At 73.2% G+C, this 26,187-nt stretch carries 24 protein-coding genes; 11 read left to right on the forward strand and 13 right to left on the reverse strand.

Features of this window, described 5'->3' with window-relative positions:
* The first annotated feature begins 41 nt into the window (after positions 1–41).
* Both J2W20_RS04200 and J2W20_RS04205 read left to right on the forward strand, forming a co-directional pair.
* On the forward strand, positions 42–1,130 hold the full coding sequence (locus tag J2W20_RS04200; protein WP_307004872.1) for a lactonase family protein: 1,089 nt from the start codon (positions 42–44) through the stop codon (positions 1,128–1,130).
* Positions 1,131–1,139: 9 nt separating this feature from the next.
* Positions 1,140–3,572 (forward strand): HAD-IC family P-type ATPase, encoded by a 2,433-nt coding sequence (locus tag J2W20_RS04205; protein ID WP_307004874.1) that lies wholly within the window; start codon positions 1,140–1,142, stop codon positions 3,570–3,572.
* Positions 3,573–3,585: 13 nt separating this feature from the next.
* Here J2W20_RS04205 and J2W20_RS04210 read toward each other — a convergent pair whose 3' ends face one another.
* From J2W20_RS04210 to paaZ, 4 genes are all read right to left on the reverse strand, one after another.
* Positions 3,586–5,040, reverse strand: coding sequence for a CoA transferase (locus J2W20_RS04210; RefSeq protein WP_307004875.1), 1,455 nt, complete (start codon positions 5,038–5,040; stop codon positions 3,586–3,588).
* Positions 5,037–5,906, reverse strand: coding sequence for a class II glutamine amidotransferase (locus tag J2W20_RS04215; RefSeq protein WP_307004877.1), 870 nt, complete (start codon positions 5,904–5,906; stop codon positions 5,037–5,039). Before J2W20_RS04215 ends, J2W20_RS04210 begins: the two co-directional genes overlap by 4 nt.
* 85 nt (positions 5,907–5,991) lie before the next feature.
* Positions 5,992–6,396 carry a VOC family protein gene (locus J2W20_RS04220; protein WP_307004879.1) on the reverse strand — a complete coding sequence of 135 codons (405 nt, stop codon included), beginning with the start codon at positions 6,394–6,396 and terminating at the stop codon, positions 5,992–5,994.
* A 79-nt stretch (positions 6,397–6,475) separates the two neighbouring features.
* A complete protein-coding gene (gene paaZ / locus J2W20_RS04225) occupies positions 6,476–8,602 on the reverse strand; it encodes a phenylacetic acid degradation bifunctional protein PaaZ (RefSeq protein ID WP_307004881.1) in 2,127 nt (708 codons plus the stop codon).
* A 282-nt stretch (positions 8,603–8,884) separates the two neighbouring features.
* On the opposite strand from paaZ, the gene J2W20_RS04230 reads away from it, so the two are divergent.
* On the forward strand, positions 8,885–9,646 hold the full coding sequence (locus tag J2W20_RS04230) for an SGNH/GDSL hydrolase family protein (protein WP_307004883.1): 762 nt from the start codon (positions 8,885–8,887) through the stop codon (positions 9,644–9,646).
* An 82-nt stretch (positions 9,647–9,728) separates the two neighbouring features.
* Here the strand turns inward: J2W20_RS04230 and J2W20_RS04235 are convergent, their stop codons facing one another.
* From J2W20_RS04235 to J2W20_RS04255, 5 genes are all read right to left on the reverse strand, one after another.
* Complete coding sequence (locus J2W20_RS04235; RefSeq protein ID WP_307004885.1) at positions 9,729–10,322, reverse strand: GNAT family N-acetyltransferase; 594 nt, start codon at positions 10,320–10,322, stop codon at positions 9,729–9,731.
* Positions 10,323–10,367: 45 nt separating this feature from the next.
* The gene (locus J2W20_RS04240) at positions 10,368–11,099 is read right to left on the reverse strand and encodes a tyrosine-protein phosphatase (RefSeq protein ID WP_307004887.1); all 732 of its coding nucleotides are present in this window, start codon (positions 11,097–11,099) and stop codon (positions 10,368–10,370) included.
* A 179-nt stretch (positions 11,100–11,278) separates the two neighbouring features.
* The gene (locus J2W20_RS04245; protein WP_307004889.1) at positions 11,279–12,148 is read right to left on the reverse strand and encodes a 3-hydroxyacyl-CoA dehydrogenase family protein; all 870 of its coding nucleotides are present in this window, start codon (positions 12,146–12,148) and stop codon (positions 11,279–11,281) included.
* A gap of 4 nt (positions 12,149–12,152) precedes the next feature.
* Positions 12,153–13,037: an enoyl-CoA hydratase/isomerase family protein gene (locus J2W20_RS04250; RefSeq protein ID WP_307004891.1), complete on the reverse strand. Its 885-nt coding sequence runs from the start codon at positions 13,035–13,037 to the stop codon at positions 12,153–12,155.
* Positions 13,038–14,264 (reverse strand): acetyl-CoA C-acyltransferase, encoded by a 1,227-nt coding sequence (locus J2W20_RS04255; protein ID WP_307004893.1) that lies wholly within the window; start codon positions 14,262–14,264, stop codon positions 13,038–13,040.
* Positions 14,265–14,474: 210 nt separating this feature from the next.
* Between J2W20_RS04255 and J2W20_RS04260 the strand changes: the two genes are divergently transcribed.
* Positions 14,475–15,209, forward strand: coding sequence for a CPBP family intramembrane glutamic endopeptidase (locus J2W20_RS04260; RefSeq protein ID WP_307004895.1), 735 nt, complete (start codon positions 14,475–14,477; stop codon positions 15,207–15,209).
* A gap of 4 nt (positions 15,210–15,213) precedes the next feature.
* Positions 15,214–15,903 carry a YceI family protein gene (locus J2W20_RS04265; RefSeq protein WP_307004898.1) on the forward strand — a complete coding sequence of 230 codons (690 nt, stop codon included), beginning with the start codon at positions 15,214–15,216 and terminating at the stop codon, positions 15,901–15,903.
* Here the strand turns inward: J2W20_RS04265 and J2W20_RS04270 are convergent.
* Together J2W20_RS04270 and J2W20_RS04275 are read right to left on the reverse strand one after the other, a co-directional pair.
* The gene (locus J2W20_RS04270) at positions 15,845–17,551 is read right to left on the reverse strand and encodes an ABC-F family ATP-binding cassette domain-containing protein (RefSeq protein WP_307004899.1); all 1,707 of its coding nucleotides are present in this window, start codon (positions 17,549–17,551) and stop codon (positions 15,845–15,847) included. The two genes, J2W20_RS04265 and J2W20_RS04270, sit on opposite strands and share 59 nt — an antisense overlap.
* Before the next feature lie 158 nt (positions 17,552–17,709).
* Positions 17,710–19,134, reverse strand: coding sequence for a hypothetical protein (locus J2W20_RS04275; RefSeq protein ID WP_307004901.1), 1,425 nt, complete (start codon positions 19,132–19,134; stop codon positions 17,710–17,712).
* Between the two features lie 191 nt (positions 19,135–19,325).
* On the opposite strand from J2W20_RS04275, the gene J2W20_RS04280 reads away from it, so the two are divergent.
* Positions 19,326–19,763: a VOC family protein gene (locus tag J2W20_RS04280; protein ID WP_307004903.1), complete on the forward strand. Its 438-nt coding sequence runs from the start codon at positions 19,326–19,328 to the stop codon at positions 19,761–19,763.
* A 60-nt stretch (positions 19,764–19,823) separates the two neighbouring features.
* Here J2W20_RS04280 and J2W20_RS04285 read toward each other — a convergent pair whose 3' ends face one another.
* On the reverse strand, positions 19,824–20,777 hold the full coding sequence (locus J2W20_RS04285) for an L-lactate dehydrogenase (protein WP_307004905.1): 954 nt from the start codon (positions 20,775–20,777) through the stop codon (positions 19,824–19,826).
* Between the two features lie 69 nt (positions 20,778–20,846).
* On the opposite strand from J2W20_RS04285, the gene J2W20_RS04290 reads away from it, so the two are divergent.
* The 5 genes from J2W20_RS04290 to J2W20_RS04310 all read left to right on the forward strand — a co-directional run bounded on the left by J2W20_RS04290 (position 20,847) and on the right by J2W20_RS04310 (position 25,701).
* Positions 20,847–21,818 carry a 1,4-dihydroxy-2-naphthoyl-CoA synthase gene (locus tag J2W20_RS04290; protein ID WP_307004908.1) on the forward strand — a complete coding sequence of 324 codons (972 nt, stop codon included), beginning with the start codon at positions 20,847–20,849 and terminating at the stop codon, positions 21,816–21,818.
* Positions 21,819–21,885: 67 nt separating this feature from the next.
* The gene (locus J2W20_RS04295) at positions 21,886–23,031 is read left to right on the forward strand and encodes an AMP-binding protein (protein WP_307004909.1); all 1,146 of its coding nucleotides are present in this window, start codon (positions 21,886–21,888) and stop codon (positions 23,029–23,031) included.
* 55 nt (positions 23,032–23,086) lie between these two features.
* Entirely contained in the window at positions 23,087–23,968 is an 882-nt protein-coding gene (locus J2W20_RS04300; RefSeq protein WP_307004910.1) for a 1,4-dihydroxy-2-naphthoate polyprenyltransferase, read from the forward strand.
* A gap of 75 nt (positions 23,969–24,043) precedes the next feature.
* A complete protein-coding gene (locus J2W20_RS04305; RefSeq protein ID WP_307004912.1) occupies positions 24,044–24,433 on the forward strand; it encodes a hypothetical protein in 390 nt (129 codons plus the stop codon).
* A complete protein-coding gene (locus J2W20_RS04310) occupies positions 24,397–25,701 on the forward strand; it encodes an HNH endonuclease signature motif containing protein (RefSeq protein ID WP_307004913.1) in 1,305 nt (434 codons plus the stop codon). The genes J2W20_RS04305 and J2W20_RS04310 overlap by 37 nt, the downstream gene beginning before the upstream one ends.
* Positions 25,702–25,703: 2 nt before the next feature.
* Here the strand turns inward: J2W20_RS04310 and J2W20_RS04315 are convergent, their stop codons facing one another.
* On the reverse strand, positions 25,704–26,186 hold the full coding sequence (locus J2W20_RS04315; RefSeq protein WP_307004915.1) for a DUF4229 domain-containing protein: 483 nt from the start codon (positions 26,184–26,186) through the stop codon (positions 25,704–25,706).
* Position 26,187 lies beyond the last annotated feature (1 nt).

Below are 26,187 nucleotides of genomic sequence, written 5' to 3' on the forward strand. Positions count from 1 at the left end.
CGCCAGCGCCCCACCCCACCACGTCGGACTCAGGAGGAGCCATGGCCCCCACCTTCGTCTTCGTCGCCTGCGCAGGCGGCGGCGCCGTCGACACGCTCTCCCTCGACCCGCTGTCCGGCCAGCTTGAGCACGTCTCCCGCGCCGCGGGGCTGCCGAAGGTCACCGCGCTCACCCTCGACCCGGCGGGAACGCTGTACGCCGGGGTCAACGGGGAGCCGCGGCGCACCGTGGCCCTCGCGCTCGACCCCATGAGCGGCACCGCCTCCCCGGTGGGCGCCCGCGAGGTCCCCGCCACGACCTGCTTCCTGTCGCTGCGCCCGGACCGCGGCGTGCTCTTCAGCGCCTCGTACCACGAGGGGCTCATGGCGGCCTACGCGGTCCCGCAGGATTCCGCCGGCCCCGACGGTTCCGCCGGTCCGGTCACCGAGTACCGCTCGGGCCCCAACACCCACTCGGCCGTCCCGAGCCCGGACGGCCGGTTCGTCTACGCGGCCTCGCTCGGGACGGACCGCATCTCGTGGTTCCCCCTCGACGCCGGGGCAGGGGCTGCCGCGGCGTCCGGAGGCTCGGTGGTCCGGGCCGCCGGCCACGTGGACGCCTCCCGGGGCTCGGGGCCGCGCTTCCTGCGCCACAGCGCCGACGGCCGGCGCGTGTACGTGAGCCACGAGCGCACCGGCACCGTGGACGTCTACTCCCGCGACGCCGGCTCTGGCGCGCTCGAGCTCCTGCAGCGGACCTCAGCGGTGGAGGGCCTGGGCCTGGAACCCGGCCCGATCCGCTCGCCGAGCACCCCGGATCCGGGGCCCGGCGTGGTGTGGTGCGCGGACATCCGCCTGACCCCGGACGAGCGCTTCGTCTACGTGACCGAGCGCTCCACGAGCACCATCGCCGCGTTCGCCGTGGGCCGCGGCGGCCGCCTCTCCTTCCTGCGGCGGACCGAGACGGAGGCGCAGCCCCGCGGCATCGGGATCGATCCCTCCGGCGGGTGGCTCCTCGCGTGCGGGGAGCGGTCGGGCCGCGTCACGTCCTACGCGATCGGCCACGACGGCCAGCTTGAACCGGTGGGCCGCGCCCAGACCGCGGCCGGCCCCCTCTGGATCGAATGCTGGAGGCCTTCGCACGCCGACTAGGGTTGGACCATGGGTGAGGGGACCACTGGCGGTCAGCCCGCGGGGCGGCCCCCCGGGCCGGCCCACGGGCTGAGCGCCGAGGAGGTCGCCGAGCGGGTCGCGTCCGGCGCCACGAATGACGTCCCCGCACGCCCGGGCCGCAGCACGTGGGAGATCGTCCGGGCGAACGTCTTCACGCGCATCAACGCGATCTTCGCGGTGCTCGCGGCGATCATCTTCGCCACGGGCCACCTGTTGGACGGGCTCTTCGCGGGCCTCATCGTGGCCAACTCGATCGTTGGCATCGTGCAGGAGCTGCGTGCCAAGCGCACCCTGGACCGGCTCGCGATCGTCGGCCAGGCACACCCCCACGTGCGCCGGGACGGCGGCACCGTGCAGCTGCCGCCGCATCGGATCGTGCTCGACGACGTGATCGAGCTCGGGCCCGGCGACCAGGCCGTCGTGGACGGCGAGGTGCTGTGGGCGGACGGCCTCGAGCTCGACGAGTCCCTGCTCACCGGGGAGGCCGACCCGATCCCCAAGGCCCCGGGCAGCCCGGTCCTCTCGGGCTCCTACGTCTCCTCCGGCACGGGGCTTTACCGGGCCACGAAGGTGGGCCGGGATGCCTACGCTGCCCAGCTCGAGGCCGAGGCGAGCAAGTTCACCCTCGTCGACTCCGAGCTGCGCAGCGGCATCAACATAATCCTCAGGGTCATCACGTGGCTGCTCGTGCCCGCGGGCCTCCTCTCGGTCTACAACCAGCTCACGGGCCGGCAGGAGCTCCCGGACGCCCTCCGCGGCATGGTCGCTGCCCTCGTGCCCATGGTTCCCGAGGGGCTCATCCTCATGACCACGATCGCGTTCGCCGTGGGCGTGGTGCGGCTCGGGCGGCGCAACTGCCTCGTCAACGAGCTGCCGGCGATCGAGGGGCTGGCCCGCGTGGACGTGGTCTGCGCCGACAAGACCGGCACCCTGACCGAGAACGCGATGGAGCTCGCCGAGGTGCGCGGCCTGCCGGGGGCCTCGCCGGAGACGCACGACGCCGGCCCGCGCCTTCCGGAACACCGGCTCGCCCTCGCGGCGCTCGCCGCCGCAGACCCTCGCCCGAACGCGAGCATGCAGGCGATCCGGGACGCATTCCCGGACGCCCCCGGCTGGGCGGCGGTCCAGACCCTGCCGTTCTCGTCGGCCCGGAAGTACGGCGGCGTCGCGTTCGAGGGCCAGGGCGCGTGGCTGCTCGGGGCCCCGGACGTCCTCCTCCCGGACGCCTCGCCGGCACGGGCCGAAGCCGAGGAGCTCGGGGCCCGCGGCCTGCGGGTGCTCCTCCTGGCCCGCGCCGCAGATCTGCCGGCCACCGTCGCGCCCCCCGCCCAGCCCGGGCTCGAGCCCGCGGCGCTCGTGGTGCTCGAGCAGAAGGTGCGCGGGGACGTCCGCCCCACCCTCGACTACTTCGGGGCCCAGCACGTCACGGTCAAGGTCATCTCCGGGGACAACGCGGCCTCGGTCGGGGCGGTCGCCGGCCAGCTCTCGCTGCCCGGCGCGGAGGCACCCGTGGACGCGCGCACCCTCCCCGAGCACGGGGACGGCCTCGCGGACGTGCTCGAGGAGCGCACCGTGTTCGGCCGGGTGAGCCCGGCCCAGAAGCGGGGCATGGTGCGGTCCCTGCAGGCGCGCGGGCACACGGTGGCCATGACGGGCGACGGCGTCAACGACGTGCTCGCGCTCAAGGACGCGGACATCGGCGTCGCGATGGGGGCGGGCAGCCCGGCGGCGCGGGCCGTCGCGCAGATCGTGCTGCTGGACAACAGGTTCGCCACGCTTCCCCACGTGGTCGGCGAGGGCCGGCGCGTGATCGGGAACATCGAGCGGGTCGCGAACCTGTTCCTGACCAAGACCGTGTACTCGGTGCTGCTCGCGCTCCTGGTGGGCGTGCCGGGGCTGATCGGCCTCGAGGCCCTGCCGTACCCGTTCCTGCCGCGGCACGTGACGATCACCGGCTGGTTCACGATCGGCCTGCCCGCGTTCGTCCTCTCGCTCGCGCCGAACCACGACCGGGCGCGGCCGGGGTTCGTGGGGAGGGTCATGCGGATGGCGGTCCCCGCCGGCACGGTCATCGCAGCGGCCTCGTTCACGTGCTACCTGCTGGTGCGCCCCGCGGTGGCCGGCGGGGGGACCACGCAGGTGCAGGCGAGCACGTCCGCGCTCATCACCCTCATCGCGATCGCGCTCTGGGTCCTCGCGATCGTCGCCCGGCCGTACGCGTGGTGGAAGGTGCTGCTCGTGGCGGTCATGATGGCCGCCTCGTTCGCGATGTTCGCCCTGCCGCTCACCCGCGGGCTGTTCGAGCTCGATCCGGGCAACGCCGGGCACACGTGGACTGCGCTGGCCTGCGCCGGGGTCGGGATCGTGCTGGTCGAGCTCGCGTGGTGGGTCGACGGCTGGCTGCGCAGCCGCAGGGCCTAGACCCTTCCGGCGCTCAGCGCGCCCACTCGAGCGGCGAGGTGCCGTAGCGCACCGGCGGGTGGGGGTACTCGAGCGGGCGACCGTCGACGGCGAGTGGCGGGCCCACGTAGTCGAGCTCGCCGTAGGAGGACGCCGCCCTGCGGACCCCGACGGTCAGGTCGGCGGGTGCCGAGGCCGGCGGCGGACCGGCGCGCAGGAGCTCGTGCGCCGTGGCGGCCAGGCTGAGCCGGGCACTCCCCGCGATCCCCCGCGTCCGTGCCGCGAGGAGCGCGACGGCCGCGGCGGCCATGCCCATCCCCGTCGCGTGGTCGAGCGCCTGGACAGGCAGGGCGCCGGGCCGCCAGGCGCCGTCCTGCGGCGCCCCCTCCGACGTGCCGGCAGGCGTGCCGTACAGGTCGGAGATCCCGCACGCCGCCTGCACAATGCTGTCGAACCCGCGCGCGTCCACCCAGGGCCCAGACCAGCCCCACGCGTCGAGGGCCACGACGGCAAGCTGCGGGCAGTCCGCGCGCAGCGACTCCACGTCCAGCCCGAACCGCGCGAGCGAGGCCTGCCGGTAGCCCAGCAGCACAGCGTCGGCCGCGCGGGCGAGCGCCCGGACCTGGCCGAGCTGCTCGACCACGCGCAGGTCGGCAACGGCGCTGCGCTTGGCGAACCCGGTGTCCAGATGCGCGTCGAGCAGCTCTGGGTGGTGCGGCGGGTCCACGCGCAGCACGTCCGCGCCGAGCGCCCCGAGGAGCCGGGACGCGCTCGGTCCGGCGATCACCCGGGTGAGGTCCAGCACCCGCACGCCGTCCAGCGGGAGTCCCGGAGCTGCGTCGTGCGCCACCGGGACCGCGGGGGCTTCTGCGATCGACCACCGGATCCAGAGCTCCCCCGCCGCGGCGGCTCCCGCCTCCGACGCCGTCCACTCGGCCGGGGTGCGCACGGCGGCCGCCACTCCGCCGGCAGCGCGGACGGTGGCTTCGACGTCGAGGGCGTCGCGCTCGAGGACGGCGGCGTCGAGCCGCTCTGGACCGGCGATGCCGAGGCCCGCCAGAAGTGCCTGCGCGTGGTGCGGGTAGTTGGCGTGGAGCCGCACCCAGCCGTCACGCGCGCGCCGGAAGCCGGACATGGGCGCCCAGATGTCCGGTGCCTTCCCGTCGACACGGAGCCGGCGGATGGAGTCGAACGAGGCGGCGGCGAGCGCGGACGACGTCGCGAGGCGGCTGCCGCCGGCAGCCTCGCCCCGGGCCTCGGCCAGGGAGGCGAGCGCCGCGATGAGCGCGCCGAGGGAGCCGAGGGCGAGGCCCTCGACGTCGAGCGCTCCGGCCCACCACGTGCGGGGGCCCGACCACCAGCCGGCGGGCTCGGGAACACCGCCGGAGACACCGTCCAGGGCGGGCGCGAGGAAGTGCCGGAGCCCGAGGAGCCCAGCGTCGGGTGACGCGCCCGCGCCCGGCGACGCGGCGCCGTCGTGCACGCTCATGTTTTCCCCTCCCTCTGCGACGCGGCGGCGACCGGGTCGAGGTCGTCGAGCGTGAGGCGGCGCGTGGGCCCGTCCGGGAACGGGTTGGTCCGGGTGAGAGTGAGGTTGCGGTCCACGTGGAGGAGGACGCCGGGGTCCATGAGGTGCCAGCGGAGGTCGTTGGCCATGGGCTCGGTCGCGACGAGGACGAAGTCGCCGATGTCTTCTCCGTGCGCCGAGATCCGCGGGCTGCGCGCGCGGAGGTGGCGACCGGGCGCGGGGGCGCCGGTGCGGTCGTCCAGGACGTGGAGCTCGTGGGTGTCCGGGTAGCGCACGGCCCACAGGTCCGTGGACGTGGTCAGGATGAAGTTCAGGCTGAGGACGGGCACGTTCTGCGCGATCCACGTCACGGCGGCGGCGATGCCGGCCGCGACGTCGCCGTCCGCCCTGCGGGTCTCTGCGGTGATGAGCGCGAACATGCGCTCGCTGTCGGTCTGGCCCCGCACGAGGCCAGCGGCACCGAGCTCCTCGAGCCGCCGGTCGAGGGCTGCGACCTCGGTGAATGCGCCGTTGTGGGCGAACAGCCGCCCGTCCTGCTCGAAGGGGTGCGTGTTGGCCCAGGTGTGCTCGCCGATGCTCGCGTAGCGCACATGGGCCAGGAACGTGGAGCTCACCAGATCCCGGGCCTCGCGGGCGAAGGCCCGGTCCTCCCAGGCGGCGATCGGCTGCTTGTCCACTCTGGGCACGCCGTCCGCGGTGAAGGTGCCGATGCCCGTGCCGTCGGGCTCGCGGCGGCTCTGCACCTCGAGACTGTCCGGAGCCGTGAGCAGCCAGAAGGTCGCGTGCACGGACCTGCGGCCCGCGTGCATTCCGAACAGCCGGCACATGGGCCCATCATTGCAGGTCGGGCCCAGACAGCGGCGGGCCGGGTGCGAAACCCGGCCCGCCGCCGTCGTGCGCTGCAGGAGCGCGCTACATGTTGTACTCGACCGTGCCGCCCTCGTGCAGGCAGAGGATGTTCCCATCAGGATCCGCGAACCAGCAGGCGCGCTCGCCGGCCGTGGAGAAGATGTGGTGCTCGTCCGTGGTGAGGTTGGGCAGGTCGTAGTCCTCGAAGTGCACGCCGTGCCCCTCGAGTTCCGCCATGGAGCCCTCGAGGTCGTCGACCTCGAACGTCAGGGCGGTGTGGCCGGTGTGGACGGCGTTGGCGTCCACCATCAGGCCCAGTGATGCGGATCCGTCCAGACCCAGGATCATCATCCCGGTCGGGTCCTTGCCGCGGACAGGGAGCCCCAGCGCTCCCTCGTAGAAGTCCTTCGCGCGGGCCTCGTCGGCCACGGTCAGGATCGTGGTTGCCGGTCTTGTTGCCAGCGTCATGGCACACCTCCACGAGGGGAACTGACGCGGCCAGTTTAAGCCCGGAGGACGGGGTACGGACCCCGCCCTCCGCGACGAATCACGCCTTCCTCGGCCACTCCTTCTCGACCAGGGTGAGGACGTCGTAGTTGGCGATCAGCGTATCGTCCTGGTTGGTCAGGACGGCGTCCCACCGGACCTCGCCGTACTCGTCGGTGACGCGCGGGGTGATCTGCTTGGCCGTCAGGGTCACGCGGATCGAGTCGCCGGCGGGGACGGGCTGGAGGAAGCGCAGGTTGTCCAGGCCGTAGTTCAGCAGCACCGGGCCGGGCTCGGGCGAGACGAACAGGCCGGCGGCCCAGCTCACGAGCAGGTAGCCGTGCGCCACGATGCCCGGGAACACGCCGGCGGCGCGGGCGGCCTCGTCGTCCATGTGGGCGTAGAACGTGTCCCCGGTCTCGGCCGCGAACTTCGCGATGTCCTCGCGGGTGATCTGCCGCAGCTCGGAGCGCATGGCGTCGCCCACGCGCAGCTCGGCGAGGGACTTGCGGAACGGGTGCGTCGAGGGGTCTGCAGGATCGGCGAGGTTGCGGTCCGCCCCGGTGTGCCACACCCCGGTGACGGCGGTGAGCATGTTGGGCGAGCCCTGGATCGCGGTGCGCTGCATGTGGTGCTTGACGGAGCGGATGCCGCCGAGCTCCTCGCCGCCGCCCGCGCGGCCGGGGCCGCCGTGGACCAGGTGCGGGACCGGGGAACCGTGGCCGGTCGAGGTCCTCGCGTCCTCGCGGTTGAGCATGAGCACGCGGCCGTGGTGCGCGGCGATGCCGGTCACGAGCGTGCGGGCCGTCTCGGGGTCGTTGGTGCAGACCGAGGCGACGAGCGAGCCGGCACCCAACGCCGCGAGCCGGACGGCCTCGTCGAGCGAGGAGTAGCCGACCACCGAGGAGACGGGGCCGAACGCCTCGGTGCCGTGCAGGGCCGGCGCCTGGACGTCGTCCCAGGTCAGGACGACCGGGGACATGAAGGCGCCGTCCTCGACGACGGCCCTCTCGCCGCTCGCGGTGACGACCTCGGGGACGTCGAGGGAGCCGAACGCGATCTTGCCGCCGGCGGCGACGAGGGACTCGACCGCGCCCCGGACGTCCTTGAGCTGCTCCACCGAGGCGAGGGCGCCCATCGTGACGCCCTCGGCGCGGGGGTCGCCGACCACGACGCGCTCCGTCACCCGCGCGCCGATGGCGGCGACGACGTCGTCCACGAGCTCGGCCGGGACGATGCTGCGGCGCACCGCGGTGCACTTCTGGCCGGCCTTGACGGTCATCTCGGTGACCACCGACTTCACGAACGCGTCGAACTCGGGGGTCCCGGGGACAGCGTCCGGGCCGAGGATCGCGGCGTTGAGCGAGTCCGTCTCGGAGGTGAAGCGGACGCCGCCGTGGACCACGTTCGGGTGGGACTTGAGGAGGTTCGCGGTGGCCGCCGACCCCGTGAAGGAGACCATGTCGCGGTAGTCGAGCTCGTCCAGGAGCGTGCGCGCCGAGCCTGAGATGAGCTGGATCGAGCCGGCCGGGAGGATCCCAGAGTCGACCATGAGCCGGACCATCGCCTCGGTCACGTACCCCGTCGGGGTGGCGGGCTTGACGATCGTGGGCACGCCGGCCACGAACGCGGGGGCGAACTTCTCGAGCATGCCCCAGACGGGGAAGTTGAACGCGTTGATCTGGGCGGCCACGCCCGGGATGCGGGTGTAGATGTGCTCGCCGGCGAACGAGCCGTCCTTCGAGAGGACCTCCATCGGGCCGTCCACGATCACGTTGCTGTTGGGCAGCTCGCGCCGGCCCTTCGAGCCGAACGTGAAGAGCACTCCGATGCCGCCGTCGATGTCCACCATCGAGTCGATCTTGGTGGCGCCGGTCTTGTAGGAGAGCTCGTAGAGCTCGTCCCGGTGGCCGTTGAGGAACTGCGCGAGCTCCTTAAGCTTGAGGGCGCGCTCGTGGATGGTGAGCCGGCCGAGCTCGGCCTGGCCCACGGTCCGGCCGTGCTCCACCATCGCGGCCAGGTCGAGTCCGTTCGAGCTCACGACGGCGAGCAGCTCGCCCGTGCTGGCATCGCGCACCTCGGCGGCCTTGCCGGCCTCGTCCGGAGTCCACCAGCCGTCACGGATGTAGCTGGGGACGACGGCGACGCGCGTCGAATCTGGGGCTGCGGTCTCGGTGGCAGTGGTCATCGTCGACGGGTCCTTCCGATGGGGGCCTGCGCGCCGGCAGAAATTACTGACCGGCCGTTCGGTAATGGGACCAGAATACACGGAAGGGGGCGGAGCGCGTCACTGTCTTCTGCGCCTCCTGTGGCCTGTGGGCATGAAGTGCCGGAAGACTCTAGGCGGACGGCCGGCCCGTCGGCCATCGTGAGGGCGCGAGAACCCGAACATCGCCGCCCGTCCCGCACGTGGTGCCGCCGCCCGGCGGCAGCGCGGCGGCCTCCAAGCCGCGACCTCCAAGGAGCCCCGATGAACCTCACCCGGTTGCGCAGCCTCGGTGCCAGCGCCCTGACAGCCCTCAGCCTCGTTGCGGGCGCCACCGCCCCAGCCGTCGCCGCACCACCGCAGCCGGGCTGGTACTACGCGCTCGGCGACTCGATCGCGGCCGGCGTCGGCGGAACGCAGTACGTCCTCGACGGCACCGACTGCGGCCGCACCCTCGACTCCTACGCCACGGACCTCAGCGCGAAGAAGAACATCGGCTGCGACGGTGCCACGACCGCCGATGTCCTGAAGCAGGCGAAGACTATTCCGCCGACGACCGGCCGCATCAGCGTGACGGTCGGAGCCAACGACCTCGGCGTCGACGCGCTCGCCGCCGCGTGCCTGGCGGGTGCGCCTTCATGCCCCACCCTCATCGACGACGCCCAGGTGGCGATCCCCACCCTCGGACCCAAGATCGCCGCCGTGATCGACGCGATCCGGGCGAAGTCCCCCGACGCCAAGATCGTGCTCACCGGCTACCCGCTGCTGCTCGACCCCAGCTCGAGCGCGCTCGCGGCCACCATCGACGGCGGAATCACGAGCCTGAACGGCGTCATCCAGGCTACAGCCGCCGCGAAGGGCGCCGGCTACGCCGACGTTGTGCCGGCGTTCTACGGGCACTGGATCGGATCCGCGGATCCCTGGATCAACGCGCCGGGCACCCCGGGCGCGTTCCACCCGACCGCCGCCGGCTACAGCGGCGGCTACGCACCCGCGGTGGCCGCCGCCTTCGCTGCCTTGCCCTGACCGTGCGACGCACCCGGCGTCAGCGGAGGACGACGACGGGCGGCCCCGTCGTCGTCCTGCGCTGCGCGGGCGGCAGCCCGGGTCATCCCCGCCGGGCGAGCCGCAGCTCGAGCCCGTTGCGGACCATGGGCCACTCGGAGGCGATCACCGAGTAGACCACGGTGTCCCGCAGCGACCCGTCGGGCATGAGCTGGTGGCTGCGGAGCACGCCGTCCTGCTTGGCCCCGAGCCGCTCGATCGCTGCCCGGGACTGCCGGTTCATCCAGTGCGTGCGGAACTCGACGGCGATGCAGCCGAGCATCTCGAACGCGTGGCGCAGGAGGAGGAGCTTGGACTCCGCGTTGGTGCCCGAGCCCTGGGCGCTCGCCGCGTTCCAGGTCGAGCCGACCTCCACGCGGCGGTTCGCCGGATCCGCGTTCATGTACGTGGTCATGCCGATGACGCGGCCGTCCGAGGCGCGGCGGGCGGCGAAGGGGAGCATCGAGCCGGCCTCCTGCAGCGCGAGGCGCCGGGCGATCTCGGCGCCCATGCCCTCGGGCCGTGGGACGGCGGTGTACCAGAGGCGCCACAGTTCGCCGTCCCGGACCGCGTCCTCGAGCTCGTCGCAGTGGTCCTGGGAGAGCGGCTCGAGGGTCACGAGGCGGCCACGCAGCGTCACGGGGTTGAGGAAGGGCATGCGGCGAGGATACCCGCGGCGGGGCGGTGCGTCGCGGAGCCGGCCTCAGCCCTTCGTCGAGGCGAGCTTGGCCCTGATGGCGGCGATGTCCGCGGGAGCGAGGCCGTGGTCGAGGAGGAAACGCTCCACGTCGAGTCCGGCCGCGAAGGCCGCGAGCGCCTCCTGCCGTTCGGCGATCATCGGCGCCAGCTCGGCGTCGTCGTGCCAGCGTTCGTAGGGATGCCTGACCGGGCTGATCCGGTGCCACTCGTTGATGCCCCGGACGCTGGCCTCGTACTGCGCGGCGACGGCCTCCGGGGCTGCGGCCGGGTCCGCGAGCTGCAGGAGCATGGTGACGACCAGGCCCGTGCGGTCCCGGCCCGCCGAGCAGTGCAGCACGACGCCGGCCGGCGCCTCCGCGACCGTACGGAACACGGCGGCGATCAGCTCGGGGAAGAGGCGCACCGTGCCCGGGTAGCCCTTGGGGTGGTTCAGGTACGGGACGAGCTCGGCCGCGAACCGCGCCGCGTGCTCGGGGTGGGCGGGGTCCTCGGTGGGCGTGTTCACGATCGTGATCCCGTCCATGGCCTCGGGCCGGACGTCGGGGTCGGTCGGGCGGCGGCGCTGCTCGTCCGGGTTCCGCAGGTCGATCACGGTGCGGACGCCGTCGTCGTGCATCTGGCGCCACCCGCGCTCGGTGAGCCATTCGCGCCGCCCCATCCGGTAGACCGAGCCGAGGACGCGCCGGGCGTTGACGGAGCCTTCCCAGGCGACAGCGTCACTCGGTGCGTCCCTCATGGCACCATCTTCCCCCTTCCTTGCGGGGTCCCTGGCGCGTCGTTGCGGGGTCCCTGGCGCGTCGTTGCGGGGTCCCTGACGGGTCGTTGCGGGGTCCCTGGCGCGGCGAGGCCCCGCAACGGCATGCCAGAGACCCCTCAATGGAGCGCCAGAGACCCCTCAACGGGTCGCGGCGGCGGTCAGGACCAGTTGTAGAAGCCCTTGCCGGTCTTCCGGCCGAGTTCGCCGGCGGCGACCTTGTCGCGCAGGATCTGGGGCGGGGCGAAGCGGTCGCCGAGGGTGGAGGCCAGGTACTCGGCGATGCCGAGCCGGACGTCCAGGCCCACGATGTCGGTGGTCTTCAGCGGGCCTGTGGGGTGCTTGTAGCCCAGGACCATGGCGTTGTCGATGTCCTCCGCGGACGCCACCCCCTCCTCGACCATGCGCATCGCCTCGAGCGCGATCGCCACGCCGAGGCGCGAGGACGCGAACCCGGGGGCGTCCTTGACCACCACGGCCGTCTTGGCGAGCCCGGCGACCCAGCCGCGGGCGGCGGCCTCGGTCTCCGCGGACGTCTTCTCGGCGATGACCACCTCGATCAGGGTCGAGGCCGGGACCGGGTTGAAGAAGTGCAGGCCCAGGAACCGCTCGGGCCGGGCGAGGGACTCGGCCAGCTTCGAGACGGACAGGGAGGAGGTGTTGGTGGCCAGGAACGCGCCCGGGGCGAGCTCCGCCTCGACCGCGGTCAGCGCCGAGACCTTCAGGGCCGGGTCCTCGGGCACGGCCTCGACCACGAGGTCCCGGCCGCGGAAGTCGGCGTAGTCCACGCTCGTGGAGAAGGACTCGAGGATCTCGTCGAGATTGCCCTCGGCCGCGCCGCGCTCGATCGACTTCGCCACCGATGCCTCGACCCGTTCCCGGGCCCCCTGGGCGGCCTGCTCGTCGCGCTCGACGACGACCACGTCCGGCCCGCCCATGAGGAACGCGTGCGCGATCCCGGCGCCCATCCGCCCGCCGCCGAGCACTCCCACGCGTGCGGGCAGGCCCTCGGCCAGAGTGATCTTTCCCATGTGTCTACTTCTTCTTTCGGTCGAGGAATGCCTGCATGCGGTCGAACTTGGCCTGGGACTCGAACAGCATGCCCTGGGCCAGGGTGTCGATGAGGGGGTGGACCTCCCGCGGGCTGTGGAACACGGCCTTGGAGATCCGCACGGCCAGCGGGTCCTGGGCGCCGATCCGGTCCGCGAGCCGGTGGGCAGCAGGGATCAGGTCCGCCGGCTCCACGAGCTCGGTGATCAGGCCCGCGGCGAGGCACTCGGCGCCCTTGAGCACGCGCCGGGCCAGGAGGATCTCCTTGGCCAGCGGCTCGCCGACGAGCTCGCGCAGCCGCCACGTCGCGCCGGCCGCGGCCATGATGCCCAGCCCGGTCTCGGGGTTGCCGACCCGCAGGGACTCGGTGCCGATCCGGAAGTCGGCCGCGTAGGCCAGCTCGGCCCCACCGCCGAGCGCGTAGCCCTCGAGCGCGGCGATGACGGGCATGGGGAGCTTGGCGATCCGGTCGAACACGGTCGAGTTGATGCCGGCGAGCGCGTCGTCCCGGCGCCGCTCGCGCAGCTGCGCGATGTCTGCGCCCGAGGCGAAGATCCCCTTCGCGCCCGACTCGGGATCGGCCGGGGTGCCGGAGAGGATCAGGACCTTCGGGTGGGCCTCGAGGTGCGCGCAGACGGCGTGCAGCTCCTCCACCATCGTGGCATCGATCGCGTTGCGCACCGCCGGGCGGTGCAGCCGCGCGTGCAGCCGGTCCGCTCCCTCCTCGACCACGAGCGCGGTGAAGCCGGTCGCGTCGAGGCGAGGGGCGCCGTCGTGCGCCGTATCTTCAGCGGACGACGCCGGCACCTCCCCCGCCGCGGCGGCCCCGCCGCCCGTCGTGGTCGCGGCAGTGTCGGTGCCCTCCGCCATCTAGACCCCCTCGATCAGCAGGGCAGTGCCCTGACCGACGCCGACGCACATGGTGGCCAGGCCGAGCTTCCGGCCCTCGCCGGCGAGCTCGCGGTCCATCCGGCCGAGCAGGGTCACGACGAGGCGGGAGCCGGAGGAGCCGAGCGGGTGGCCGAGGGCGATCGCGCCGCCGTCGGCGTTGACGATCTCCTCGTCCAGCTTGAGCTCGCGCATCACGGCCAGGGACTGCGAGGCGAAGGCCTCGTTCAGCTCCACCGCGCCCAGGTCCGCCACGGAGACGCCCTGGCGCTCGAGGACCTTCCGCGTGGCCGGGACCGGGCCGATGCCCATGATCTCCGGGGCCACCCCGGCGGAGGCGCCGTCGAGGACGCGGGCGCGCGGGGTGAGGCCGAACCGCTCGATGGCGGCCTCGGAGGCCACCACGATCGCCGAGGCGCCGTCATTGAGCGAGGAGGCGTTCCCGGCGGTGACCACGGAACCGCCCTTCACGACCGGGCGCAGCTTCGCAAGGACTTCCATCGAGGTGCCCGGGCGCGGGCCCTCGTCGGTGTCCACCACAGTCTGGGCGCCCTTGCGGCCCGTGACCGTCACGGGGACGATCTCGTCGGCGAACCGACCGGCCTCGATGGCGGCGAGGGCACGCTCGTGGGAGCGGACCGCGAACGCATCGCAGTCCTCGCGCGAGGTGTCGAAGACGCGGGCGACCTCCTCGGCCGTCTCCGGCATCGAGTACGTGGCCTTCCCGTCCCGGGAGAGCTCGCCGGAGAGGAAGGCGGGGTTGGTGAAGCGCCACCCGATCGAGGTGTCGAACACGGCCCCGGGCTTGGCGAACGCCGCGGTGGGCTTCTCCATGACCCACGGGGCACGGGACATCGACTCGACGCCGCCGGCCACGACGAGGTCCGCGGCCCCGGCCTTGACCATGTGCGAGGCCATGATGATCGCAGACAGGCCCGAGGCGCACAGCCGGTTCACGGTGATGCCCGGCACGCTGTCCGGGAACCCGGCCAGCAGCCACGCCATCCTGGCCACGTTCCGGTTCTCCTCGCCCGCGCCGTTGGCGTTGCCGAAGATGACCTCGTCCACGAGGGAGGGATCGATCCCGGCCCGCTCCACCGCGGCCCGCACCGTCAGCGCCGCAAGGTCATCGGGACGCACCGCGGACAGCGCACCCCCGTACCGCCCCACCGGGGTCCGCGCCCCGCCGACCAGAAAAGCCTCAGCCATGTGCACTCCCTCATGCCTCGTTACGCGCAGGATCCGGCCGGGAGCCTTCCGTCCACGAAATAGTTACCGACCGTTCGTTCTATAAAGGTTCTCACCCGGCCACCCTCGGGTCAACCTCCCGGCCGTCCGCCCGGCGCCGCCCGGCGCCGCGCGGCCGCCGCCGGTGGGGCGCGCGGAACCGTGCCGGGGCCGCGTTCGTTCTGACCGTTGATGCTCCGATCGCCCTCCACGTCGCCCAGCACGCCGCGGCGTTTCACCCGGTACACGCCCGCGGACGCGCTCGCCGTCGTGCTCTACCTCGGCCTGCCCTTCGCGCTCGTGTTCCTGCCATTCGACCGCGTCGGCTGGCTCACCCAGGACCCGCTGGTGGGCACCTACCTGCTGAACCTCGCGCTCTACGCGGCCGTCTTCGTCGCCGCCATGGTGGCTGCCGGGCACTACGTGGTCCGCGACGCGCGGATCCTCGCGACGAGGCCATGGTTCACCCTCGGGATCCTGCCCCTGCTGCTCGTGGCCATGCTCATCGTGACGGTGATCGTGGTCTCGCTCGCCGGCGGGGTCGAGGTCTCGGTGAACCAGACCGGGCTCCAGGACATGACGGCCCACGTCCCCTGGTACCTCACGGCGCCCCTGCTCGTGCTGATCGGCCCCTTCGTCGAGGAGTACATCTTCCGGCACCTGCTGATCGGCAAGCTGAGCCAGTACATCAACCGATGGATCTGCTACGTGGCATCGGTGGTACTGTTCGCAGCGCTGCACATCGCGGGCCGCGAGGCGATCACCTTCCAGGCCCTCGCGCCGTACCTCGGGCTGGGCCTCGTGCTCGTGTTCGCGTACGCGTGGACGGCCAACAACCTCATGTTCAGCTACTCCCTGCACGCCCTCAAGAACCTCCTGTCCGTGGTGCTCATGTACACCGTGGACGTCAGTTCGCTCACCCGCTAGGACTATGGACAGACGCCGACTCCTGATCCCCCTCGTCATCGTCGTGGCACTGATCGCCGCCGTGGTGATCGGCGGCCCGCTCGTCTATGCGGCCGTCACGCCGAAGGCGCAGGACCCGTTCAGCGTCACCGCGGCGACCGGTGCCGCTGCGAGCACGACGCCGCGGCCCGCCTCCGCCGACAACGGCACCTGGGGCGTGGCCTCGGGCTCGCAGGCCGGGTACACGGTCAATGAGGTGCTCAACGGCAAGGCGCTGGCTGTGGTGGGCCGCACCGACAAGGTGACCGGGTCGGCGTCGGTGGCCGGCGGGAAGCTCACCGGTGCGACCGTCACCGTCGATGCCGGCAGCATCGCCACGGACAGCACGGGCCGCGACAACTACTTCCGCTTCACCGTGATCTCGGCGGGCAAGTACCCGCAGGCCACGTTCACGCTACGGGCGCCGGTGGCCCTGCCGGACCTCGGCGGCCAGCCCGTCGACGTGACCGTGCCCGGCACCCTCTCCCTTGCGGGTGAGACCCGCAGCGTGAGCGCGGACGTGAAGGTGGTGCGCGACGGCGACCGCATCGCCGCCGCCGGCTCCATCCCGATCGCGGTGAAGGACTTCGGGATCGACCCGCCGAACCTCGGCTTCGTCAAGGTCGAGGACCACGCGCTGGTCGAGTTCCGGGTGAACCTGGCCCAGGCCGGCTGAGCGCGAGCCGCCGCCCGGCTCCCCCGGGGCCGTCGAGTGCCGCGAACCAGCGCGACAGCGCCCGGTCGTGGCTGGCGATCACGAGAGTCCCGCGGTATCGGGCGAGGGCGTCCTCGAGCTCGTCCACGAGCAGGGGCGCGAGGTGGTTGGTGGGCTCGTCAAGCAGCAGCAGCCCCGGGCGGCCGGCGAGGATCCGGGCGAGGGCCAGGCGGCGGCACTGCCCTGCCGAGAGCGATCCGACCGGCACGAAGAAGTCCTGCACCCGGAACAGCCCCGTGTGCATGAGGGCCTCGGCGTGGTCGTCGAGATCGCCCGGGAGGCCCGCCGCGTAGGCCGCGAGGAGCCGGACGTGGGGGTCGGCGGGCGGCGGGATCTCCTGGGGGAGCAGGGCCACGGCGCCATTTTGGGCCCCCGGGGCCGCGACGACCTCGGCCACCCCCGCGCACGGCAGGGCCCCCGCGAGCACGCCGAGCAGGGTCGTCTTCCCCGCGCCGTTGGGCCCCGTGACGAGCAGCCGCTCGCCGGCCGCGAGGTCCAGGTCCACCGGTGCGAGCCTGCCCGGCACCGAGGCTCCGGCCAGCGTGAGGGAAGCGCCGGCGTCGGCCTCGAAGGCGGCCGCGAGGTGCAGCGGCCGGGGCGGCGGCAGCACCGGCTCGGCCTCCAGCCGGCGCAGCCGCTGGCGGGCAGATCGCACCTGGCTCTCCACTGCGGCGGAGACCCGCTGGCCGAAGTAGTTGTACCCCGACTTGTCGTTGTCGGTGCGGCGGCCGTACGCGACCCGGTCCGCCACCAGGGCGGCCTTCTCGCGCTCGCGCTCCTTCGCCGCCACCCACGCGGCGTACGAGCGCTCCCACTCGCGCCGCTCGCGGGCCTTCTCCGCCCGGTATCCCGCGTAGCCGGCCCCGTAGCGGCGCACGGTGCGGGTGTCGGCGTCGACCTCGAGGACCACGCGGGCGAACCGCTGCAGGAAGTCGCGGTCGTGGGAGACCGCGACGACGATCCCGGGGCGGGCGGCGATCTCCGTCTCGAGCCACGCGAGCGCCTCGGCGTCGAGGTGGTTGGTGGGCTCGTCGAGGAGCAGGATCGGGGCCGGATCGGCGAGCGCGAGCGCGAGGGAGATGCGCTCGGCCTCCCCGCCGGAGAGGCTCCCGAGGGTCCGGTGGGCACCGGTGCGGGCGAGGTGCCCGACGCCGAGACGCTCGAGCGCGATCGCCACCGCGACCTCCGCGCGGACGACGGCGCTCGCCGCCTCATCCGGGTCGTCTTCCTCGCCGCTGGGGCTGGCTCGCAGCTCGTCCTCGGCAGCCCGGGCCGCGGCCCCGGCCATGAGGGCGCCCACGCACGCGTCGGGGTCCTGGGTCTGACCGAGGCGGGACGAGCGGCCGTGGACGGCGACGGTCCCGGCTTCGGGCCGCTCCTGGCCGGCCAGCAGGCGGAGGAGCGTGGACTTGCCCGCGCCGTTCTCGCCCACCACCGCGATGCGTTCGCCGTCCGTGATCGTGAGGTCCACGCGGTCGAGGAGGAGCCGGTCCCCGTAGCCGTGGCTCACGCCGCTGAGGGCGATGTGCACCGCGGGGCGCCGGGCAGCGCCGGTGTGGGCGCGCAGCTCGGGGCGGCTGTTCTGGAATCGGCTGAGGGGGGCATGCATCGGCTGTCTCACTTCGCGGCTCGCGGGCGCAGGAAAGGGCCCGGGCGGACGGGGGTCGGGGCGAGGATCAGCGGAGCATGCCTCCAAGCGTCCCGGGCGCCGGGCGAGGTGTCAAGGGCGGCCGGGCTTCCCTCGGGGAGGCCGGGGACGGGCGCCAGCTACAGGCCGGCCTTGCTGAACATCTGGTCGAGGAGCGCCACCAGCGCCTCGGCTGCCGGCTGGACTTCCGCCTCCGTCCTGCGGACGTCGTTGGCCTCGAGGGACAGCGTTCCCCGCCGCGCGCCGACGGCCACATGCCGCTCCCCGGTGCCGTCCGGGAGCTCGTACACCACCGCGTAGGCGGCATCCCCCCGGGGAACGGCCGCCAGCGGCCTGAGGGAGGACCAGGCCCGGGTCTGCGAGACCCCCATGACGTCCTCGGTGACGGACGTGCAGGTCCGCAGCGCCTCGGCCCGGGCATCGAAGGGGTAGGGCTGCGGGATGGAGTCGGCCATGCTGACCGCGAGCACGGTGATGAACGACTTGCCGGCCTGGCTTCCCGAATACTGTGCCTGGGCCATCGAGGAACCGGCGAGGGCGCCGAGGTATGCGGCGTCGTCGTAGGTGCAGGGCGCCTCGCTGGGGCGCGCGGTGGACGTGGCGCTGGCCGGGATGAGCTGGGCGTTGACCAGCGGGGCGCTGCCGCCGGGACCGGGCACTCCCCTGACCAGGGCGGCCAGCTGCTCCGGCGTCCGGGAGTTCGGCGTCGGCGTGCTCACGGTGGGTGGGTGGCTGGCGGCCTGGTCGATGATCTTCCGGGCGATTCCGGCCAGGGCGTCCAGGGCGGACTGGGCGTCGGCGTCCTGCGCCACGCTGAGCGAGAGGGAGATCGAGAGGGTGCCGGCCAGCACGTGCAGCGTGGCCCCGCCCAGATCGCCCGGTCCGCCCGGCGTTGTCTTCTGGAGCATCGCGAAGGCCCGCTCCCCCACCTTCGGGGCGGGGAGCATCCGGAGGCTGTACGCCGAGGCACTGGTCCCCTGGTCAATCTTCAGTGTGAACTGGCTGCAGCGGGAGGCGAGGCTGTCGCTGTAGTTGAAGTCGGACGCGGCCAGCGCGTCCGCGGCGGCACTCCTGACGATGACGATCGCGGTCGTCGTCGGCCCTCCCGAGCCGGGGCCGGCCGAGGGCGCGACCTCGGACCCGCCGAATGCGGGCAGGGCGCCCTGGGCGAAGGCGACGTTCGCGTCCCGGGCGATGTCGAACGGGTTCTTGGCCGCGAAGGGCTGGCATTCGGCGGGCGTCGCCGTGGACGTGATCGCCGGCCACGAATTGGCCGTGGCACCGATCCGGAAGCTGCGCGAGTCAGAGGCGCCGTAAGGGCGCGTGGTCACCGCGTTGACGATCGCCATGAGCTCGTCGTCCGTGAAGACCCTGGTGGGCTGGCCTGCGGAGGCCCCGGCCGACGGGCTCGCGGCGGATTCCGTGGGTGCTGCCGGAGCACCCCCGGGCGAGCACGCCGCGATGCCCAGGGCGGCCAGCAGGGCCACCAAGGTGAGGCGCAGGCGGCCCGGGCGCCGGCGAGGGCCCCTGACTCGGCGGTGCACGTCCGGGCCTTCATCCGCTCGTCCTGGCATCCCCGCTCCCCTCCCGGTCAGGCTCCCAGCCTCACCGGCCGCGCCGGGGACTGCCAGAGGAGTTCGTCCTACGATGCTGCGGGGATGGCAGCGGACAGCCCATGTCCTCTTCGAGCCTCCGGACCCTTCCGGGGGCGGGGTGGGCCGCCTAGCGTGGGCCCATGGCGTACACCTTCCAAGTGGTCATCGACAGCCACGATCCCCACGCGCAGGCCGACTGGTGGGCCGAGACGCTCGGCTGGACCGTCGAGCCGAGCGACGAGGACTTCATCCGGCGCATGGTCGCCGAGGGCTACGCGGGCGAGGACGAGACGATGACGCACCGCGGCGTCCTCGTGTGGGCGTCCGCGCAGGCCATCTGCCCGGCAGACCAGGTCGGGGACAGGGGCCGGCAGCGGTTCCTGTTCCAGTCGGTGCCCGAGGGCAAGTCGGTGAAGAACCGGGTGCACTGGGACGTGCGGATCGGCGGCGACGACAAGGACGAGGTGCGGGCGCGGCTCGAGGCCCGCGGCGCAACGTTCCTGTGGGAGGGCCACGAGGGGCCGCACGGGTGGTACACGATGGCCGATCCCGAGGGGAACGAGTTCTGCATCTCGTGAGCGCCCGGGGCTCCCCCGCGGCTGCCGGTACCCCCGCGGCTGCCGGTACCCGCCCGGCTGCTAGTACCCGAGCGACTGCGCCGAGGCGCGCAGAGCCTCGGCCGAGCGCCCGAGCCGCGCCAGCTCGCCGTCGTCCATCGGGACTTCGAGGACGCGCCGGACCCCGCCCGCGCCCACCACGGAGGGCAGGCTGAGGGCCACGCCGTGGATGCCGCTCTGGCCCGAGAGCACCGAGGAGACGGGCAGCACGGCGTCCTCCCGGCCCAGGACCGCCTCGACGATGCGGGCGGCGGAGAGCCCGATCGCGTAGTTCGTGGCGCCCTTGCCCTCGATCACGCGGTAGGCCGCGGTGCGGACGTTGTGCGCGAGGGCCTCGAGGGACTCGGGCGTGAACGCGCGGGAGCCGTCGTCGGCCGTCCAGTCCCGGAGCGGCACGCCGCCGATACTCGCGCAGGCCCAGAGCGGGAACTCGGTGTCGCCGTGCTCGCCCACGATGTAGGCGTGGACGGAGGAGCGGGACACCCCGACCCGCTCGCCCAGCAGCCACCGCAGGCGGGAGGTGTCCAGCACCGTGCCCGAGGCGAACACCCGGCCGGCCGGAAGGCCGGAGATGCGCTGCGCGATGACGGTCAGCACATCGCACGGGTTGGTCACGAGCACGTAGACAGCGTCCGGCGCCTGCGCGACCAGCCGCGGCATGAGGGCCTCGAGGATGCGCGCGTTGGTCCCGGCGAGCTCGAGCCGGGTCTGCCCCGGCCGCTGCTTTGCCCCGGCGGTGATCACCACGATGTCCGCTCCCGCCGCAAGCGCCAGGTCCGTCCCGCCGGTGATGCTCGAGGCTCCGGTGAACTGGGTCCCATGCGCGAGGTCGAGGACCTCGGCCTCGGCCTTCGCCTGGTCGATGTCGTAGAGGACCACCTCGCGCGCCGAACCGCGGATGAGGCAGGCGTAGGCCACCGAGCTCCCCACCGCGCCGGCGCCGACCACCACGAGCTTGCCTGCCTGAGCCGCCATGGTCACAGCGTAGCCCGCACCCTCGGGCACGGCTCCCCCCGCGTGCGCCGCCGACTAGACTCTTTCCACGTGACCACCACTTCCGCGAATGAGCAGCCCGCCCTGCCCGAGAAGGTCTCCGACATCTTCGACCCGACGCGGTGGCGCGCGGTCGAAGGCTTCGACTTCGAGGACCTCACCTACCACCGGCAGGTCGAGCGGGACGGGAGCGGCGCCGTCGTCCGCGACCTGCCCACGGTGCGGATTGCGTTCAACCGGCCGGAGGTGCGCAACGCGTTCCGGCCGGGCACGGTCGACGAGCTCTACCGCGCGATGGACCACGCCCGGATGACGCCGGACGTCGCGACCGTCCTCCTCACCGGCAACGGGCCGTCCCCCAGGGATGGCGGCCACGCGTTCTGCTCCGGCGGCGACCAGCGCATCCGCGGGCGCGCGGGCTACCAGTACGCCTCCGGCGAGACCGCCGAGACGATCGACCCGGCCCGCGCGGGGCGCCTCCACATCCTGGAGGTGCAGCGCCTCATGCGCACCATGCCGAAGGTCGTCATCGCCGTGGTCAACGGGTGGGCTGCCGGCGGCGGCCACTCCCTCCATGTGGTCTCCGACCTCACCATCGCCTCCCGCGAGCACGGGAAGTTCAAGCAGACCGACGCGACGGTGGGCTCGTTCGACGCCGGCTACGGCTCGGCGCTGCTGGCGCGCCAGATCGGGCAGAAGCGTGCTCGGGAGATCTTCTTCCTGGCCCGCGAGTACTCGGCCGACGACATGGTGGCCATGGGCGCGGTCAACGAGGCGGTGGAGCATGCACGGCTCGAGGAGGTCGCGCTCGAATACGCAGCGGACATCGCGCGCCAGTCCCCCCAGGCCGTCCGAATGCTCAAGTTCGCGTTCAACCTGGCCGACGACGGCCTCGCGGGCCAGCAGGTGTTCGCGGGCGAGGCCACCCGGCTGGCGTACATGACGGACGAGGCAGTGGAGGGCCGCGACGCGTTCCTCCAGAAGCGCGATCCGGACTGGTCCGCGTTCCCGTACTACTTCTGAGCGCACGGCCGCCAGAGACCCCGCACCACCCCGCCAGAGACCCCGCAACGAGAGGCGCCCCCGCACCGTGAACCTGGACCCCGTGCTCTCAGCCCTCGCCGCCGCACTCGCGGGCGAGGGCCCGGCGGTCGAGTTCGGCCCGGGCGGCCCCGCATTGGCTGGGCACAGCAACGGGTCCGCGCTGCCCGAGGGCACGGCGATCGTGGTCCGCACGTCCGGCTCGACGGGGGAACCCAAGGCGACCGCCCTCACCGTCGAGGCCCTCGCTGCGTCCTCGGCGGCCACGGCGATGCGCCTCAGGGGCGAGGGCCAGTGGCTGCTCGCGCTGCCCCTCGCCTACGTCGCCGGCGCGCAGGTCCTGGTCCGCTCCCTGTTCGCCGGGACGCGGCCCTGGGCGATGGACCTCTCTGGCGGATTCAGGCCCGAGGCCTTCGCCGACGCCGCGGAGGCCCTCACCGATCCGATCCGGTTCACCTCCCTCGTGCCCACCCAGCTGCGCCGCCTGCTCGACGACGGCTCGCCCCGGGTGCTCGCAGCCCTCACCCGCTTCGACGCCGTGCTGCTCGGCGGCGCGGCGATGTCGCAGGACCTCCTCGACCAGGCCCGCGAGGCCGGGGTGCGGGTGGTGACGACGTACGGCTCCGCGGAGACCTGCGGCGGCTGCGTGTACGACGGCGTGCCGCTGGACGGCGTCGACGTCGAGCTCGTGGACGGCCGGGTGTGGCTCGGCGGAGACGTGGTGGCCGCCGGGTATGTGGGAGACCCGGAGCGCACCGAGGCGCACTTCCGCACCGACGCGGACGGCCGCCGGTGGTACCTCAGCTCCGACGTGGGCGAGTTCGCGCCCGACGGTCGCCTCCGGATCCTGGGGAGGGCGGACGACGTCGTCATCACCGGCGGCGTCAAGGCCTCCGCCGCTCGGGTCGCGGCGGCTGTCGAGGCCCTGCCGGGAGTGCGTGAGGCGTTCGTGGCCGGCGTCGACGATCCGGAGTGGGGGCAGGCGCTCGCCGCTGCCGTGGTCCTCGCGGCGCCCGAAGGCCGGGCTGGAGAGCAAGCGGTGCCGGAGGACATCCGCGCGGCGGCCGCGGAGCGGCTCGGCCGGCTCGCGCCGAAGTCGTGGCTGGCCCTGGAGTCCCTCCCGCTCCTGCCGAACGGGAAACCGGACCGCAGGGCCCTCACCGAACTCCTGGCCGCCAGGCACCGCAGGCCCTAGCGCACGCCGCCCCTCAGCCTTCACCCACCCCCACCACCGTCAGAGGAATCAGCCCGTGGCAACACCCGCCCAATGGATCTCCGGCTCCCGGCCGCGAACCCTGCCCATGGCCGTCGCGCCCGTGGTGATCGGCACCGCGGCGGCGTACGGCCTGGGGGCGTTCAAGCCGGTCAACGCCGTGCTGGCCGCCCTCGTTGCGGTCCTGCTCCAGATCGGCGTGAACTACGCGAACGACTACTCCGACGGGATCCGCGGCACCGACGACGACCGCGTGGGGCCCTTCCGGCTCACTGGCTCCAAGGCTGCGGCGCCCGCCCAGGTCAAGCGCGCCGCCTTCATCGCGTTCGGGGCCGCCATGGTGTTCGGCCTCGTGCTCGTGGTGATCTCGCAGGCCTGGTGGCTGCTGCTCGTCGGGGCAGGATGCGTCGCGGCGGCCTGGGGCTACACCGGCGGCAAGAACCCGTACGGCTATCTGGGACTCGGCGACGTCTTCGTGTTCGTGTTCTTCGGCCTCGTGGCCACGCTGGGCACCACGTACACGCAGGCCGGAACCCTCAGTGCGGCGTCCTGGATCGGGGCCGTCGGCACGGGCCTCATCGCGGATGGGCTCCTCATGGCCAACAACGTCCGCGACATCCCGACAGATGAGACGGCTGGCAAGCGGACCCTCGCCGTGCGTCTGGGCGACTACCGTGCGCGGCGGGCCTACGTCTGGATGCTCGGAGTGGCGGTGCTCGGGCCCCTCCTGCTGGCGCCGTGGAACCCGTGGATGCTGATCATGCTGCTGCTCGTCCCGGCGTGCCTCACGCCATCGTGGCTCATGCTCGGCGGGAAGAAGGGACCGCGCCTCATCCCGGTCCTCCAGCAGACCGGATTCATCAACCTCGGCTATGCCGGGCTCTTCACGATCGCCGTGGTGCTGAAGACCCTGTTCTAGACCGTCGGAAGTGACGGCGGCCAGCGGCCGTCCGGGGCAGCCAGAAATGTCGTAGTGGCGTTCTAGTATGTGCCTATGGGAATCGGACAGGGGTTCGAGGACGGCGCTGGGGCCACCGGCTCCGCCGGGGAGAGCGGGCCGTGGGGGGCCGCCCTCGAGCTCGAGGCGATCCGTGAGGCCGAAGAGGAGCGTGCCGCCGCCGGCAGCCCCGTCGAGCCCGAGCCCTGGCTGCTCAGCGCGTGGGAGCGCCGCGACGACCCGTCGACGAGGCCCGTGCTGCCTCCGTGCCCCGATTCCGAACTGCTGGCCCTCATCGCAGATGACCTCGCCGTGGAACACCACCGGGCGAGGAAACGACGGGGGCGGCCCCCGGCCCACTGCCCGAAGGCACCGATCCTGGCGGCGGTCTCCCGTCCCCTGCGGCAATCGTGGCCAGCATCGAGGCCGAGACCGCCCAGCTCCTGATCGCCCGCCTAGAGCGCCTCGACCGCGACGACTCCGCGCGCGCCGCCGAACGCATCGTCACTCTGGCCTCCCTGGCGCGCGCGGTGGGCGGCTCATCGGATGCCCCCTTCCGGCGTCTCGGGGCCCCGTCGATCGCAGCGTCCGAGGTCTCGGCAACACTGAAGCTCTCGGCCCGCACGGCGAAGGGAATGGTCACCGAAGCGCTCGAGCTCTCCCGGCCGGCCTGGCGCCCACTGCTCGAGGCCATGCACGCCGGGCTCGTCCCCCAGCGCCGGGCGCGGACGATCCTCGACGCTGCAACGCCGGTCCCGCAGGAAAGGCTGGCCGCCTTTGTAGCCGAGGCCGTCGCCGTGGCAGCCCCCACCGGCCCTGATGGCAGCCCAGACGCCGACGGGATCCCGAGCCCCGGCGCTCTGGGCCGGAAGCTCCGGCGGCTGGCCGAGAGGCACGCGGCCGAACCCCTCGCTGTCCGCAAGGCGAAGGCGCGCGAGCACCGCCGGGTGGACATCGAGCCCGCGGGAGACGCGATGTGCTGGCTCACGGCCTACCTGCCGCTCGAGGACGCGGCCGCAATCGACACGCGCCTCGAGAGCATGGCACGGTCCCTGCAGGGCCCCTCCGAGAGCCGTACGCTCCCCCAGCTGCGGGCCGATGTGTTCGCGGACCTCGTCAGTGGCGCGTCGCCGGCAGACCTCCGGGCTGCCGCCAGCCCGGGAGCCCAGATCGTCGTCACGGTCCCGCTGGCCACCCTTGAGGGTTCGGGCGACGCTCCCGGGGAGATCCTCGGCTACGGCCCCCTCGATCCTGACGCGGCGCGCCTCGTGGCCGCCGGGGCTGCCACGTGGACCCGCCTGTGGGTCGATCCGAGGACCGGCGCGCCCCTCGCGCTCGGCCGCACGCGGTACCGGCCGAGCGCCGCCATGCGCCAGCAGCTCGGGGCCCGGGACATGGTGTGCCGGTTCCCCGGTTGCGACAGGCCCTCCACGGCCACCGACGCCGACCACACCATGTCATGGGCAAGCGGCGGCGAGACCGGCACCGACAACCTTGCCCTCCTGTGCAGGGAGCACCATCGGCTCAAGAGCGAGGGCCACTGGAGGGCGCGGCAGATCGGGCGCCCGGGGTCAGCTCCGGACGGTCCGGGCCGCCCGGAGGCTCCGGCCGCTGTGCCCCGGCACCTCCCTCCGCCGGGGACGATCGAATGGACCTCTCCCGCCGGCCGGCGCTACATTACCTATCCCGAGGGCGACCCGCCGCCCCCGTTCTAGCGCTAGGAGGCCGTTCCCTCGCCACCGGGGTTCTGGGGGTTCTGGGCCTTCCGGTCCTGCAGCGTCCGGTCTCGGTTCTCATCCGCTGCCCTCTCAGCGGGAACCCCGGTGCGCTCGGTGGCGGTGGCCTCGGTCGCATTGTGCTCGGTCGCGGTGCCCTCGGCGTCGGTGCGCTCGGTCGCGGTGCCCTCGGCGTCGTCGTACTCGGCGTCCTCGTCGGCGCGCTGTGCGTCGTCGAGCGCGTCCTCCACCTCGGCGTCCGCGACCTCGCGCTTGGTGCGCACCTGCTTGCGGCCGCCGAAGACATCGCGGACCTCGCTGGCGGCGGCGTTGCGCTGGCGCGTCAGGAACAGGAAGTTGATCGCGAAGGCGATGAGCACGGCGTAGACGGCAGAGAGGACCACTCCGATGCGCAGCACCATGAACACCGCGAACGGCACAACGAACAGGACGGCACGGAGCAGGAAGTACTTGAGGGAGGCCACT

This window comes from Sinomonas atrocyanea (assembly GCF_030812675.1).
In the GTDB taxonomy this organism is placed as follows: Bacteria; Actinomycetota; Actinomycetes; order Actinomycetales; family Micrococcaceae; genus Sinomonas; species Sinomonas atrocyanea_B.

Excerpts from the sequence above, each read along its gene's own strand:
- J2W20_RS04280 (WP_307004903.1), top strand. The coding sequence starts at position 19,326 with ATGGCGTACACCTTCCAAGTGGTCATCGACAGCCACGATCCCCACGCG.
- J2W20_RS04265 (WP_307004898.1), top strand. The coding sequence starts at position 15,214 with ATGGACAGACGCCGACTCCTGATCCCCCTCGTCATCGTCGTGGCACTG.
- J2W20_RS04220 (WP_307004879.1), bottom strand. The coding sequence starts at position 6,396 with ATGACGCTGGCAACAAGACCGGCAACCACGATCCTGACCGTGGCCGAC.
- J2W20_RS04200 (WP_307004872.1), top strand. The coding sequence starts at position 42 with ATGGCCCCCACCTTCGTCTTCGTCGCCTGCGCAGGCGGCGGCGCCGTC.
- J2W20_RS04305 (WP_307004912.1), top strand. The coding sequence starts at position 24,044 with ATGGGAATCGGACAGGGGTTCGAGGACGGCGCTGGGGCCACCGGCTCC.
- J2W20_RS04210 (WP_307004875.1), bottom strand. The coding sequence starts at position 5,040 with ATGAGCGTGCACGACGGCGCCGCGTCGCCGGGCGCGGGCGCGTCACCC.
- J2W20_RS04245 (WP_307004889.1), bottom strand. The coding sequence starts at position 12,148 with ATGGGAAAGATCACTCTGGCCGAGGGCCTGCCCGCACGCGTGGGAGTG.
- J2W20_RS04270 (WP_307004899.1), bottom strand. The coding sequence starts at position 17,551 with ATGCATGCCCCCCTCAGCCGATTCCAGAACAGCCGCCCCGAGCTGCGC.
- J2W20_RS04235 (WP_307004885.1), bottom strand. The coding sequence starts at position 10,322 with ATGCCCTTCCTCAACCCCGTGACGCTGCGTGGCCGCCTCGTGACCCTC.
- J2W20_RS04255 (WP_307004893.1), bottom strand. The coding sequence starts at position 14,264 with ATGGCTGAGGCTTTTCTGGTCGGCGGGGCGCGGACCCCGGTGGGGCGG.
- J2W20_RS04205 (WP_307004874.1), top strand. The coding sequence starts at position 1,140 with ATGGGTGAGGGGACCACTGGCGGTCAGCCCGCGGGGCGGCCCCCCGGG.
- J2W20_RS04230 (WP_307004883.1), top strand. The coding sequence starts at position 8,885 with ATGAACCTCACCCGGTTGCGCAGCCTCGGTGCCAGCGCCCTGACAGCC.
- J2W20_RS04240 (WP_307004887.1), bottom strand. The coding sequence starts at position 11,099 with ATGAGGGACGCACCGAGTGACGCTGTCGCCTGGGAAGGCTCCGTCAAC.
- J2W20_RS04285 (WP_307004905.1), bottom strand. The coding sequence starts at position 20,777 with ATGGCGGCTCAGGCAGGCAAGCTCGTGGTGGTCGGCGCCGGCGCGGTG.
- J2W20_RS04250 (WP_307004891.1), bottom strand. The coding sequence starts at position 13,037 with ATGGCGGAGGGCACCGACACTGCCGCGACCACGACGGGCGGCGGGGCC.
- J2W20_RS04215 (WP_307004877.1), bottom strand. The coding sequence starts at position 5,906 with ATGTGCCGGCTGTTCGGAATGCACGCGGGCCGCAGGTCCGTGCACGCG.
- paaZ (WP_307004881.1), bottom strand. The coding sequence starts at position 8,602 with ATGACCACTGCCACCGAGACCGCAGCCCCAGATTCGACGCGCGTCGCC.
- J2W20_RS04260 (WP_307004895.1), top strand. The coding sequence starts at position 14,475 with ATGCTCCGATCGCCCTCCACGTCGCCCAGCACGCCGCGGCGTTTCACC.